This is a genomic window from Streptomyces sp. CG4, assembly GCF_041080655.1.
Classification (GTDB): Bacteria; Actinomycetota; Actinomycetes; order Streptomycetales; family Streptomycetaceae; genus Streptomyces.
In genome coordinates, this window is record NZ_CP163525.1 from 9,424,224 (window position 1) to 9,437,291 (window position 13,068).

12 protein-coding genes are annotated in these 13,068 nt (G+C 71.2%); 1 reads left to right on the forward strand and 11 read right to left on the reverse strand.

Going from position 1 to position 13,068, the window contains the following annotated elements; translation table 11 throughout:
- Positions 1 to 21 precede the first annotated feature (21 nt).
- The 5 genes from AB5L52_RS43475 to AB5L52_RS43495 form a co-directional block, all read right to left on the reverse strand.
- Positions 22 to 1,200 carry an oxygenase MpaB family protein gene (locus AB5L52_RS43475; RefSeq protein ID WP_369368574.1) on the reverse strand — a complete coding sequence of 393 codons (1,179 nt, stop codon included), beginning with the start codon at positions 1,198 to 1,200 and terminating at the stop codon, positions 22 to 24.
- A 21-nt stretch (positions 1,201 to 1,221) separates the two neighbouring features.
- Complete coding sequence (locus tag AB5L52_RS43480) at positions 1,222 to 2,268, reverse strand: polyprenyl synthetase family protein (RefSeq protein WP_369368575.1); 1,047 nt, start codon at positions 2,266 to 2,268, stop codon at positions 1,222 to 1,224.
- Positions 2,261 to 2,581, reverse strand: a complete 321-nt coding sequence (locus AB5L52_RS43485) for a hypothetical protein (protein ID WP_351029668.1) — start codon at positions 2,579 to 2,581, stop codon at positions 2,261 to 2,263. Before AB5L52_RS43485 ends, AB5L52_RS43480 begins: the two co-directional genes overlap by 8 nt.
- Positions 2,582 to 2,776: 195 nt before the next feature.
- Positions 2,777 to 3,163: a nuclear transport factor 2 family protein gene (locus AB5L52_RS43490; RefSeq protein ID WP_351029666.1), complete on the reverse strand. Its 387-nt coding sequence runs from the start codon at positions 3,161 to 3,163 to the stop codon at positions 2,777 to 2,779.
- 163 nt (positions 3,164 to 3,326) lie between these two features.
- On the reverse strand, positions 3,327 to 4,010 hold the full coding sequence (locus tag AB5L52_RS43495) for a TetR/AcrR family transcriptional regulator (protein ID WP_351574992.1): 684 nt from the start codon (positions 4,008 to 4,010) through the stop codon (positions 3,327 to 3,329).
- Positions 4,011 to 4,138: 128 nt separating this feature from the next.
- On the opposite strand from AB5L52_RS43495, the gene AB5L52_RS43500 reads away from it, so the two are divergent.
- The gene (locus tag AB5L52_RS43500; protein WP_369368576.1) at positions 4,139 to 6,397 is read left to right on the forward strand and encodes an MMPL family transporter; all 2,259 of its coding nucleotides are present in this window, start codon (positions 4,139 to 4,141) and stop codon (positions 6,395 to 6,397) included.
- A gap of 83 nt (positions 6,398 to 6,480) precedes the next feature.
- On the opposite strand, the gene AB5L52_RS43505 is transcribed toward AB5L52_RS43500, so the two are convergent.
- The 6 genes from AB5L52_RS43505 to AB5L52_RS43530 all read right to left on the reverse strand — a co-directional run bounded on the left by AB5L52_RS43505 (position 6,481) and on the right by AB5L52_RS43530 (position 13,020).
- Positions 6,481 to 6,807 carry a hypothetical protein gene (locus AB5L52_RS43505; protein ID WP_351029661.1) on the reverse strand — a complete coding sequence of 109 codons (327 nt, stop codon included), beginning with the start codon at positions 6,805 to 6,807 and terminating at the stop codon, positions 6,481 to 6,483.
- A 223-nt stretch (positions 6,808 to 7,030) separates the two neighbouring features.
- Complete coding sequence (locus AB5L52_RS43510) at positions 7,031 to 7,363, reverse strand: hypothetical protein (RefSeq protein ID WP_351029659.1); 333 nt, start codon at positions 7,361 to 7,363, stop codon at positions 7,031 to 7,033.
- A 166-nt stretch (positions 7,364 to 7,529) separates the two neighbouring features.
- Complete coding sequence (locus AB5L52_RS43515) at positions 7,530 to 9,197, reverse strand: DHA2 family efflux MFS transporter permease subunit (RefSeq protein ID WP_369368577.1); 1,668 nt, start codon at positions 9,195 to 9,197, stop codon at positions 7,530 to 7,532.
- Between the two features lie 79 nt (positions 9,198 to 9,276).
- Positions 9,277 to 10,032, reverse strand: a complete 756-nt coding sequence (locus AB5L52_RS43520; RefSeq protein ID WP_351029655.1) for a glucose 1-dehydrogenase — start codon at positions 10,030 to 10,032, stop codon at positions 9,277 to 9,279.
- 73 nt (positions 10,033 to 10,105) lie between these two features.
- The gene (locus AB5L52_RS43525) at positions 10,106 to 10,513 is read right to left on the reverse strand and encodes a hypothetical protein (RefSeq protein WP_369368578.1); all 408 of its coding nucleotides are present in this window, start codon (positions 10,511 to 10,513) and stop codon (positions 10,106 to 10,108) included.
- Positions 10,510 to 13,020: a beta-ketoacyl synthase gene (locus AB5L52_RS43530; protein WP_369368579.1), complete on the reverse strand. Its 2,511-nt coding sequence runs from the start codon at positions 13,018 to 13,020 to the stop codon at positions 10,510 to 10,512. Before AB5L52_RS43530 ends, AB5L52_RS43525 begins: the two co-directional genes overlap by 4 nt.
- Positions 13,021 to 13,068: the final 48 nt, after the last annotated feature.

Sequence of the window (13,068 nt, forward strand, 5' to 3'; positions counted from 1 at the left end):
TCGTCCGATGTGTGTGGACCGTCAGACCATGGTCGACGCCGGGGGTGTCCAGCGGTGGGTACGGGAGCGCTGGGAGCGGACGCCGTACTCCGACTTCAGCTCTTCCGGGATCGCGTACTGCATGACCCGGCCGCGGGTGAGGGAGGCCAGCTCGAAGGTGGTCAGGAGGCTGCCCGCCTTGTCGAGCGCCCATTCGCCCAGCGGGCTGCTGTCCTCGATCGTCTCCAGGACGTTCAGGACGTGCGGGATCGCCTTGGCGGCCATGTCCCACGGGGAACGGGGGAGCTGGAGCCAGTCACCGATGGTGTCGCCGACCAGGAAGCGGATGGTGGCGGCGACGATCGGGTCGAAAAGGGTGCCGGGGACCACATCCTCGTACATCTTCACCAGTTGCTGGTTGAGGCGTACACCGTCCTCGGACGGGCCGAGATTGCGCAGCAGGTAGAGGTCGGCGTATTCGCGTGCCTCCGTGAGGTTGCTGGGAGCCGCCTCCATGTCGCAGCCCAGGATCGTGCCGACGACCCTCCAGGCGTAGTAGTACGCCTCCGCGCCCTCCTCGCTCATGTGGATGCCCAGACGGTGCATCGCGTCCAGGACGAGGATGGAGAAGCAGATCTGGCCGCCGATCATGTCTTCCTGGCACAGGGGCACGCCGTCCTGCGCCACGTCCCAGTGGTCGGAGCGGGTCAGGTGGTAGCGGATCGCGGCGTGCAGCAGCCGGACCTTCTGGGCGGCCGGGATGAACTTGCTGCCCTCCTCGAAGGCGTTGGTCTGCATGAGGTAGGTGACGAACTGGCCCGTGTTCGCCATGCGGCGCGAGGGATAGTCCATCGAGTGGGTCGAGGCCAGCAGCCGCGCCACGCGCGGGATGGCGTACGTGGCCGGCATCGCGGCGAAGGACAGACCGGTGTTGATGTGCGCGGAGTTGTCCATGAAGAACAGCCGGGCGCGCTCCATCACGTCCCAGTCCACCCAGGTCGGAGGCATACCGGTGGTCTCGAGGAAGGACTCGGCGGAGGCCGGAAGCCCCTCGGGAAGGCGGGTTCCCGCGGTGCTGAAGAAGCGCATCAGGGTGTTGAAGTCCTTTACTTCTCCCTTCTCGAACATGGCCGCCACGGTGTCGTCCGCCAGCGGGTCGCCCTGGTGGCGGAGGGTGTCGAGCGTCGCTTCGGTGTAGCGCGGGGTGGTGGAGGTGGTCATGGTGGGATGCTCGCTTCGTGGTCAGAGGGGGCGGTTGGCCGATGAGGTCGCCAGGTCGCGCAGCGCCGTGTACGTGGCACGGGGCAGGGGGACGGTGTCCAGCGCCCGGTGCGCCAGCGCCACCCGTTCGGTGATCATGTCTTCGACCTTCCGGCGGGCGCCGCTGGACTCCATGAGCATCCGTACGTGCGCCGCGTCGCCCTCGTCGAACTCGGGGCGCCCCACCGTCTTGGTCAGGGTCTGCCGGTCGTCCTCGGAGACGAGGGAGACGGTGAGGGCCATGAGCGCGGTGGGTTTGCCGTCTCGCAGGTCGTCGAGGTTGGGTTTGCCGGTCAGGGCCGGGTCGCCGAAGGTGCCCAGCATGTCGTCCCTGAGCTGGAACGCCTCGCCCAACGGGAGTCCGAACGCGGTGAAGGCCGTGAGCAGCCGCTCCGAGCCGCCGCCCAGCGTCGCGCCCAGGTGCAGAGGGCGTTCGACGGTGTACTTGGCCGTCTTGTACCGGGCCACCTCAAGTGATTCCGCGACCTGCGGTACCGCGTCGCCCGTGCGCAGCACCTCCAGGAACTGGCCCGCCACGGTCTCCCGCAGGAGAGCCGACCACAAGGGCACCGTGCGCGCGATGAACGCTCCGGGCAGTCCGCACGTGGCGAAGACCTGGCCCGCGTAGCCCATGAGGAGGTCGCCCAGCATCATGGCCAGGGCCACCGGCCTGGCTCGCCCCTGCTCCGAGTCCACGGCCCGGTCGGCGAAGGCGACGTGAGCCGTGGGCATGCCGTGGCGTACGCGGCTGTCGTCGATGATGTCATCGTGTGTGCACGCCGCCGCGTGCACCAGCTCCATGGCGGCCGCGGCGCGGACGATGCCGTCGCAGTCCGGCTGTCCCGCGGCCCGCCACCCCCAGTAGAGGAACGCGGCGCGCAGCCGCTTGCCCTGCTCCAGGGAGCCGCGCAACTGCTCGCACAGCGGGGCGAGTTCGGTGGAGACCTTGAGGAGCTCGGCCGACTCCTGCTCCACCAGACGCAGGAGTTGCTCGTCCACGCGTCGCTTCAACTGCTCGGACTCACCCATCGCCGGCCGCGCTCCGCTGCGCTACGACCTTGCGCGCCAGCAGCTCCAGGTAGTTGTCCGAGTCCTGCGTCACGCGGCGCGCCGCCAGCTCCCCGCGGGCGTGCAACTCCTTCATGCCGTCCGTGAGGAGGTGGGGCACATCCGACTGGTGCGTTGTCTGCCGACTGCGATCCGAGAGCTGGCGCAACTGGTCGAAGGCCAGGTCGGCGAGGCCGAGGGCGAGCAGGCCCACCTGGCTCAGCGCCGTGAGCGGGTTGGCGGGTGAGCCCGAGGCGGGGGGCGCGGTGCCGGGGTTCTGGGCGGGGTCGGGCATGGGCGGGTCTCCTGCCGCGTGCTGTGAGCCGATAAGGGTTTCATCGGTCGTAACGATCTTCGCGGCGGGAAGGTACGGATGACGGGCGATCACTTTCACACCGGGAAGGAGTGATGGGGTGTGGTGCGGTGATGCTCGGTGTTGTGGCGGTGTTCACCAGGCGATCAGGCCCGTTTGCCCGGCCGGGGGGATTGCTCAGTGTTCCAGGGCGCGGGCGATCGGCAGGGTGTCGCAGGTCTGCCGCAGGCGGACGATCCTGCTGTCCCGCAGGGTGAAGACGTGTGCGAACCGTGAGGTCACCGCGGTGCCGGCGGTGGTGATGCCTTCGTATCGGCCCAGCACGACGACGTGGTCGCCGTCCTCGAAGAACTCCTCGCTGACGACCTGGAACTCGGTGAAGTGGGTGAGGAAGCCGAAGAAGTCGCCCAGGACGCTGTCGAGGCCGCGGTACACGCCGCCGTTGGGGAAGCCTTCGACCACATCCCACTCCGCGTCCGGTGCGACGACCGACCGGATGACCTGCGGATCGCCCTTGGCGCTGTAGTAGCGGCGGACGACGTCGATCTGCGATGAGTCCGGCACGGCTGCTCCTTCTCTTGGTTCCCCAGGCCGGGGTGCCTTTCAGTTTCCTCGGTTGTCGGTGAACAGGGCCAGTACGTGCCCGGCCGAGTGGCGGAAGCTGTGTGCGGACCTGCGCGATCGCCGGTGTCTGGCGTCGGTTTCCCGGGGGCGTCGGCCTCCACGACTACCGGGACCACAGCCGGCGCGTCCATCGCCGTCCGGCGTCCGGTGCCGCGCCCGTGCCGCACAGCCCTTCGACCGTGACCTCGATGACGCGATCCACCGCGGCCTGCCGCTGCTGAGTGGGAAGACCGTCCAGTACGCCGTCGAGCAGCAGGTTCGCCAGGCCGTGCACGGGAGCCCAGGCGGCCATCTCGCTGAACGGCCGACGCCCGGCCTCGATCAGTCCGTGGCCGGCGAGGGTGTCGACGACCTCGGTGAGCATGGCGAACGCGCGAGAGCCCGCCATCAGGGCGAAGTCCCCTGTCTGGCCGGAGGTTTCGCGGCAGGCCATCCGGAACAGACCGGGCTCGGCCAGTGCGAAGCGGAGATAGCCGGTACCCAGGGCCCGAAACCGGCGGACCGCTTCCTCCACCGGGTCGCGCCGCTGCTTCCCGGCGAGCACTTCTTGTTCCATCGCCCCGGCGAGCCGCCCCAGGGCCGCCAGTTTGACCGCGTGCAGCAGGTCGTCACGGTCTTCGAAGTGCCGGTACGCGGCCGTGGCGGAGACGCCGACCTCCCGGGCGGCGGCCCGTAGCACCACCGCTTGTGGCCCGCCCTGCGCGGCCAGGGCGACTCCCGCCTTGACCAGCGCGTTGCGTAGATCGCCGTGGTGATAGCCGCTGCGCGGCGTACTGGGTGCAGTCACCCTCCCCATGTTGACAGCGTGCACATCAGATGCAAAGTTAACAACGTAAACATTGTCGGGTCTCCTCCCCCTTTCCGGCGCTGCCCCGTCCGGTTCCCCGAGAGACCCTTGACCCCCGGGAGCATGCGATGCTGCAACGACTGGGAGCCTTCCTCTCCCGTAAGGCCCGTACGGTCCTCGTGCTGGCGGGGTTGCTGACACTTGCCGCGGGCGCCGCCGGGTTCGGCGTCTTCGGTCAGCTCAAGGGCGGCGGGTTCGAGGACCCTGCCGCGACCTCCACCGCCGCGGCGAGGCTGCTGCACCAGACCGGCGGCACCGCCGAGCTCGCCCTGCTGGTACGGCCACGGCACGGCACCGTCGACTCACCCGGCGCACTGGCCGCCGGCCGTGCCCTCACCGACCGGTTGGCCGCGCGAGACGGCGTCGAAGGGGTCGACTCGTACTGGCGGACACCGGTCCGCGAGCTCAAGGCCGAGGACGGCCGCGCCGCCCTCGTGCTCGTACGGCTCGACGGGGACCGGGAGCAGGTCACCCAGCGGGCCGATGCACTGATCGCCGACTACGCGAGCGGGCGGGACGGCGCTACCCCCACGGCCGCCGGGACCGTCGATCCGATCGGTCGGGAGCTCACCGTCCTGGCCGGGGGGCCCTCCGGCACCAACCGCGACATCACCACCCAGGTGGCCAAGGACCTGGGACTGGCCGAGGGCATCGCTGTCCCGGTCACCCTTGCCCTGCTCGTCCTCGTCTTCCGCGGCTTGGTCCCCGCACTGATCCCGCTGGCCATCGGCGCGGCGGCCGTCCTCGGGACCTTCGCGGAACTCCGGCTCCTCGCCGGCCTCACCGATGTCTCGGTCTTCGCCGTCAACCTCACCACCGCGCTCGGGCTCGGGCTCGCCATCGACTACGGGCTGCTGATGGTCAGCCGGTTCCGCGAGCAGACGGCGGCGGGCCAGGGCGTACCCGAGGCGGTGGGACGGACGGTGGCGACGGCGGGCCGCACGATCCTGTTCTCCGCGGCCACCGTCGCGGCCGCGCTCACCGCACCGCTGATCTTCCCCCTCTATTTCCTGCGGTCCTTCGCCTACGCCGGGATCGGTGTCGTCGTCACCGCGGCGCTGTGCGCGCTCGTCGTCACACCGGCCCTGCTGACCGTGCTCGGTCACCGCGTGGCCCGCCCGGGCAAGGCGTCACGGTCGCGCCCGGCCGCGCCGGGTCGCGGCAGCGCAGTCTGGGGCGCAATCGCGCGTACCGTGTTCCGCCACCCGCTGCGTACCGGCCTGCCGGCCGTCGCCGTGTTGGTGCTCGCCGCCACGCCGCTGCTCGGGGCCCGGTTCGGCGTTCCGGACGAGAGGGTCCTGCCCGAGGACGCGGCGAGCCGGTCCGTGGCCACTGCCCTGCACAGGGACTTCCCCGGCGGGGGCGGCGGCCCGATCGAGATCGTGGTGTCCGGGGCGGGCACGCAAGACGCCCGGATCGACGGCTATGCGCGCACTCTCGCCGCCCTCCCGGGAGTCGACGCGGTCCAGACCGACGCGGGCACGTTCACGGCGGGCGCCGCATCGCCCACCAGCCCCGGCGACCCCCGCCGCGCCGCGTCCGGCCTGCGCCATCTGACCGTGCGCACCGGCTACGACGCCTCCTCCGAGGCGGCGCGGCGGCTGGTCGGGCAGATCCGCGCTGTGGCTCTCCCCGGCCCCGGCAAGGCACTGGTCGGCGGGCCCGCGGCGCAGGCGGTGGACACCCGGCGGGCGATCCAGGAGCGACTGCCCGTCGCGCTGGCGATGATCGTGGGGAGCACCTTCGTCCTGCTGTTCCTGTTCACCGGGAGCGTGCTGCAGCCGGTGCGGGCGCTGTTGCTCAATGCGCTCGGGCTCGGCGCGGTTCTCGGAACGATGGTGTGGATCTTCCAGGCGGGGAACTTCTCCTCGGTGCTCGGGTTCACACCGATGCCGATGGACACGGCGATGACGCTGCTGATGTTCTGCATCGTCTTCGGACTGTCCATGGATTACGAGGTGTTCGTGCTGAGCCGTATCAAGGAGCTCCACGACCGGGGGCTGTCCCCGGCCGAGGCGGTACCGCGGGGACTGGCCCGCAGCGGAGCCCTGGTGTCGGCCGCGGCCGCGCTGCTCGCGGTGAGCCTGTTCGCGTTCACCACGAGCCATGTGAGCTTTATGCAGATGTTCGGCCTCGGCAGCGGCTTGGCCGTCCTGGTGGACGCCACGCTCATCCGCGGTGTCCTCGTACCGGCCTGTCTGCGGCTGATGGGCAGGTACGGCTGGTACGCGCCGGGCCCGCTGCGCCGGGTGCACCGGCGGATCGGCCTGACCGAGGGGGTCGACGTGGCGGAGGAGCGCCGTACCGCGGAGGTGGCGGCGCGTTAGTGGAACTCGCCACGTTCGCAAAGGACTTCGTCCCGCCGGGTGGATACCCGGCGGGACGAAGTCCTTTGGCGGTCCGGTGGACCTCAGCCCCAATTGTTCAGAGCGACGATGACCGTGCCGGAGCCCCAGTTCGTGACGTCGACCGTGACTCCGGCCTCCAGCTTGCCGATCACCATCGCGTTCGTGGTGTCAATGGTCTGGACCGATCCGTGCACGTCGACATCGATGGAGCCCGCGTGCACGGCCTTCACCGCGCCCTCGAAGTGGGCGGCGTGCCACCAGGAGTGCGGGGCCTGGAGGTTCTGGGACGTCGGGGCCGCCTGTGCCGGCGCCACCGCGGCGAATCCCGCGGCGCCCACGAGTGCGGCGGCCATGGCCGTCCGCTTGATGAGGTGCTTTCGCTTGTACATGGTTTCTCTCCTCGTTTCGCCGGCTCGAGAATCGGTCCGGAACCGAATGCGGCCGGACTTGAATTCCAGCCTTTTGGGGACGCCGAAAAAATAGCAGTGATTCCCGTGGGCGACGAAATCTTCTTACGCATCTCTTTCGGGTTCCGGAATTTCCTGGATCCGGTGTACTACGCGCATCGTCCCGCCGAGCTGCTGCCCGGCGGGACGAAGGGGGGTGCGGTGGCTACGCGGCGAATACGGACTTGGCCACGTAAGTCCCGTCGACGTTGTCGGCCTCGACATAGGCCTGGGCGCCCAGCCCCATGCGGCCGTACCAGTACGCACCCTTGGTGAGGTCGAACTTCTCGATCTTCCCGTCCACTTCGAGTTCGAGGAAGTTGTCGGTGAAGGACTTGATCGTACCCAGGAAGGACGGGGAGTTTTCCGCTGTAACGGCCGATGGTGCGCTGTCAGCACGCAGCGCCGGCGCCGCCTGAGCCGGTGCGATCGCGGTGAAAGCCACGGCGCCGACCAGTCCGGCGGTGATGGTCGCCCGCTTGATGGCGTTCTTGGGCATGTTTTCTCTCCTCGCTTCGAGCTGCAAGTCTTGAGCTGCCGGCCGACGGGATTCGGTACGAAGCCTGTGCCTGGGGCGTGAATTCCTGCGGAATTGCTCCGGCGCGTCAAAAGCTAACATTGCCTTTACTGGGCGTCGAATAATCTTGCTCAGTTCTTGCACGGGATCACGGCGTCCTGGCGCGTGTATGACGCCGCCCGCCCCCGCGCACCGGTTCCCGCCGGGTGCCGCGCGCGCCGGTCACGGCCAGGCAGCACACGGCGCCGAACAGGAGTACGCCGATCGGCAGCAGCGCGGTGTCCCGCATGGCCGCGACGAAGCCGTGCCGGTACGCGGCCACGGCCAGCGTGTGGAACAGCTCTGCGGAGTGCGGGTCGAGGGATCCGGGCACCGGGACGTCGGTCCCGGCGCCGGCTGTCAGGCCTCGGGTCACTCCTCGGTCGACCCCGGCCACGAATGGGCGCCGTACCGCCTCCGGCAGCAACCCGGCTGTGTCCAGGGCCTGTTGGTGCACCGCGACCGCGGTCCTGCTCTGCAGCAGTGCCCCGCCGGCCGCGCTGCCGAGGACCCCGCCGACCTGCCGCGTGGTGTTCAGCACGCCGGAGGCGGGCCCGGCGAGTGCGCCGTCCACGGCGTCCATGCCGATCTTCGTCACCGGTGCCAGTACGCAGCCGATGCCGATGTCCGCGACCAGCATGGCGGGCAGGAGGTGCCAGGGGTTCATGCCCGGACGGGCCGACAAGGCGATGAGCGCGAGGCCGAGGGCGTAGGTCAACAGTCCGGCCAGGAGAAGGGACTTGCCGCCCACCCGGTCGGCGAGGCGCCCGGCCACCTGGGCGACGGCGGCCGCGGCCAGCGGGGTCGGCGCGGTGACCAGCCCCGCCCGCAGGGCGGAGCAGCCGAGGACCTGCTGCAGGAACAGGGTGATCGGCAGCACGCTGCCGATCACCGCGAAGTGGACGCCGGCGCCGATGACATTGGCCAGCCCGAAGTCGCGGTGCGCGAACAGGGACCGGGGCAGCAGGGCCTGCCGGTGCGGACCCGGTGCCGGCCGTCCCGTCGCCGTCCCGCGGCGCCACTGCTGGACCGCGAAGAGCACCAGGAGCACGATGCCCGTGCCGAGGACCCAGGGGACGGTGACGGGGCCGGCGATCGCACCGGACCCGTAGCGTCCGCCCTCCAGCAGGCCGAAGGTGAGCGCCGTCAGACCACCCGTCACCAGGGCGAGGCCCGTCGGATCCCAGCCGCGGTTGCCCCTCGGTCCCGGTTCCGGGACGAATACGGCCGCCGAGACCAGCGCGACGATGCCCACCGGTACGTTGACGAAGAAGATCCACTGCCATCCGGCGCGGCTCACCAGGAGCCCGCCCAGGAGCGGCCCGGCGACGATGGACACGCCGATGACGCTGGTGAGCACGCCGAATGCGGCACCACGCCGCTGCGGTGGGAACAGCGCGGCGACGAGGGCGCCGGTCTGAGGGGTGAGCAGGGCCGCGCCCACGCCCTGCAGGGCACGCAGCGCGATGAGTTCCACCGCGCCGTCGGACAGTCCGCACAGCGCGGAGGCGAGGGTGAACAGCAGCAGTCCGGCCAAGTAGACCCGTTTGGGACCGAAGCGGTCACCCAGCCGCCCCGCGGTGATCATGAGGATCGCGTAGCTGAGGACATACGCGTTGACGATCCACAGCACCTGGTCGAGCCCGGTGGCCAGGTCCTTCATCATGACCGGGATCGCCATGTGCACGATCGAGGTGTCCAGCACCATCATGAAGAGGGCGGGGCAGATGACGCCGAGGACGCCCCAGGGGGGCCGGGGGCGGGCGTGGGACGCCATCGCTTCTCCCTTCGTGCGAGGCCCTACGGCCCGGATCGTCCGTACGGCGCGGGACGCGGCCACAGCACGCGTGCGGTGGTCACCGCGCCGTGTAGCCGCCGTCCACGACGAGTTCGGCGCCGGTGATGTAGGAGGCCGCGTCGGAGGCCAGGAACCCCACGGCGGCGGCTACCTCGGACGGCCGTGCCAGGCGCGCCAGCGGCGTCGCCGCGACGACGTCCGCGATGAAGCCCTGGGGTGCCGTTCCGGTCATCGGGGTGTCGACCATGCCGGGGTAGACCGCGTTGACCCGGATATCGAAGGGAGCCAGCTCGACCGCGGCGGCCGTGGTCATGGCGCGTATCGCCCCCTTGGCCGCGTGGTAGGCGAAGGAGGCGCCGGAGCCGACCATGCCGTAGACCGAGGCGATGTTGACGATCGCTCCGCCGCCGGCCGAGCGGAGGCAGGGCACGGCCGCCCGCATGCCGAGCCAGGTGCCGCGCTGGCAGGTGTCCACCACCCGTTCCCACTCCGGTGCGTCGAGGTGTTCCAGCCCGCTGATCCCCAGTGTTCCCGCGTTGTTGACGAGTACGTGGAGGCGGCCGAAGCGGCGGCGGGCGAACCGGGTCACCTGTTCCCAGGCCGCGGGATCGGTGACGTCGAGCGGGTGGCCGACGGCCCGGCCGGAAGGCCGGCCGCGGCCCAGCGCGTCGGCGGCGGCCCGGCACGCCTCGCCGTCCAGATCGGTGACCACGACCCCGGCGCCCTGCTCCACGAGCAGGCGGGCCACGGCGTGCCCGATCCCGCCGAGCGCCCCGGTCACCACGGCCACCCGGCCGTCGAGGCGGCCGTTCATGCCGGCACCTCGCTTAGCTCGGCCCCGCGTGCACGAGGCAGGCACCCTTGGATGATCGGCTCGCTCCCCTCGCTCATGTCGCGGCTCCGGGGGAGTGACGCCCGGCCCCGGCGGAGGGCAGCCAGGCGAGCGCCGCGGCGTATCCGCGGGCGTGCGCCAGCGACACCCCCGGCCGGGCCGCTCCGTGTCCGCGCGTCCGGGGGGCCAGCTCACCGCCGAGGTGCAGCACGGGCGCCGCGCCGGGTCGCCGCCGTATCTCCATGTCCTGCCACGGCGGTGGGTACGGCCATGCCAGCAGGTCCAAGCCCGCCTCCTTGGCCAGCTTGCGCACGGAGAGGTGTTCCTCGGTCCGCAACAGGCCGTGTGCGTAGGCCAGTTCGGCCTCGGTGAGCCAGCGGGCCCACCGAGGATCGCCGGCCGGCGGCGTCTGCTGCGGCGTCGCCAGACGCAGGGCCAGGCGCGGTCGGGCACGGTGGCTCATGACGGCCTCCCCCGTGTCGCCGTCTCCCACGCGCCCGGTGCGTCGGGGTGCCACGGGCTCAGGACGAGAGAGGCGTAAGTACCGCCCCAGTTGGCCGCGGTGAGCAGGCAGGCCCGCCCCGCCTGGGCCGTCGGTGCGAGGTAGCCGTCCAGCCCGTCGAGCGGGTCCGACAGCCCGGGGATGTCCGGACTCCATCCGGTGCGCAGCGTCTCCGTGGCGCATACCGCCGACATCAGCGAGGTGGTGCTGGGCACATGGCCGACGTAGCCGGTGAGGTTGCTGAGCCGCACCGTGTCCGGCCGCCACACCCGGGCGACCGCGCGGGCCTCGGCCCGGTCGATCGCGGCGGTGCCGCGCGCGTCGCCGTACACCGTCCCGATGCCCTCCGGGTCCATCCCGGCGTCGTCCAACGCGCGCCGGAAGCTCTCCGCCCAGGCCCGCCCGGACGGGTCGTTGCCGGCGATGCGATAGCCGTCGGAGGTGATCGCATGGCCCCGGACCTCGGCCAGGATCGTGGCACCGCGGGCCAGCGCGTGCTCCAGCGACTCCACGACCAGCGCCGTACTGCCCGCGCCGAGCACCATTCCGCTGGGGGTGCCGCTGTAGGGACGGACGGTGTCCGGCGAGAGCAGGCCGAGTCGGTCGAATCCGTAGTGCACCAGGGGGGTCAGCTCATCGGCGCTCACCGCGAGCATCACCTCGGCCTCTCCGCGCCGGACCAGATCCGTGGCGTAGCCCAGCGCGCTGAGTCCGGACACGCAGCCGGTGGCCAGGGTCGACAGCGGGCCCCGGATCCGCAGGGCCAGGCAGGCGTGCCCGGCGGCCGCGTTCATCACGGAGTTGGGGAACAGGCGGGGATTCACCCGGTGCGGGCCGTCGGTACCGATGGTCTCGCTGAGCTGCTCCACCGTCTGTACCGGCCCGTTGAAGGTGCCGAAGACCATGCCGACCCGGTCCGCGTCGGACGTGCCGACGCGCAGCGCGGCGTCGTCGAGGGCGAGCCGGCTCGCGGCGAGGGTCAGCAGCCCGATCTGGTCGAGCCGTCGGGCGTAGCCGCGGTCGACGTGGCGTCGGCACTCGGCGGTGTCGATCTCGGCGGCCTGCCCGGTCCGGGAGAGACCCAGGTCGGCCAGACGGGCCGGGCCGACGCCCGTCCTCCCGTCCCGGAGTGCGGCGAGGAAGGCCTCCCGCCCGCTGCCCACGGCCGAGACGGGACCCGCCCCGGTGATCACGACGCGGTGGTCGGGCCGGGGTGGGGCGGCCGGTACGGGCCGCCGCCCCAGGACGAGCGAGCAGTTGTTGCCGCCGAAGGCGAAGGAGTTGGACACGACGACATCCAGCTCCTGTTCGCGTGCCCGGTTCGGCACGATGTCGCGGACCTGTTCGCGGTTCTCGTCCGCATTGACCGTCGGGGGCAGCACGCCGTCCCGCAGCGCGAGCACACAGGTCGCGGCCTCCAGGGCACCGGCCGCGCCGAGCATGTGCCCGACCTGGGACTTCGTACTGCTCATCGGGGCCGGCGGCACATCCGCGAACAGGGCGGCGACGGCTTTGGTCTCGGCGCTGTCGTTGGTGGGCGTGCCGGTACCGTGCCCGTTGACGTAATCCACCTGAGCCGCCGTCAGGCCGGCCTGCGCCAGTCCCTTCCGCATGGCACGGAGGGCGCCGCTGCCGGCCGGGTCCGGGGCGGTGGCATGGTACGCGTCGCTGGTGAGCGCGTAGCCCAGGACGTAGCCCAGGATCTCGGCGCCGCGCCGCCGGGCGGACGACTCCGACTCCATCACCAGGATCGCCGCGCCCTCGCCGATGTTGAGCCCGGTACTGCGGGAGTAGGGCGCACACGGCTCGGGGTCGAGCGCGTTGAGGCTGTCGAAGCCGGCCAGGGAGAGGATGTCCAGGACGTCCACCCCGCCGGCGAGCATCACATCGGCGCGTCCCTCCCGGATGGCGTCCGTCGCGAACCCGATGGAGTTGGCTCCGGCCGCACAGGCGTTGGAGATCACCACCTTCGGTCCCCGGAACTGGAAGGCGATGCTCAGCGCGTCGGCGGAGGTGTAGAGCGGGTAGTGGAACAGCAGATCGCGGCGTGGTGCCTCCGGGCCGTTGCGCAGCAGCTCCCAGTGGAACTCCTCGCCGCGTTCCAGTCCACCGACCGAGGTGCCGACGGCGACCCCCATGCGGTAGGGGTCGAGTCCCGCAGGGTTGTGGTCGCCGCCGCCCGCGAGGTCGAGGCCCGCGCCCTTGAGCGCTTCTTCGGCCGCGTTCAGCGCCAGGGTCGTGGCGCGGTCGAGCCGTCCGCGCAGGCGGTGCCGGGACGCGGGCACCGAGGGAACCTCGCCGGAGTACCGGCAGCTGAGCGTCGACACGTCGATCCGTCCGGTCTTGCCGATGCCGGTGAGCCCCTCGCGGATTCCCCGCCACACCTGCTGTACTCCGTTGCCAAGGGCGCAGCTCAGCCCGATCCCGGTGACCGCGACGCGTTCTTGGCCGCTCTTGCTGGGGTTCATCTCTTCTCCTTCCGTCCCTTCCGGCGGCCGGGCGCACGCACCTGGCGT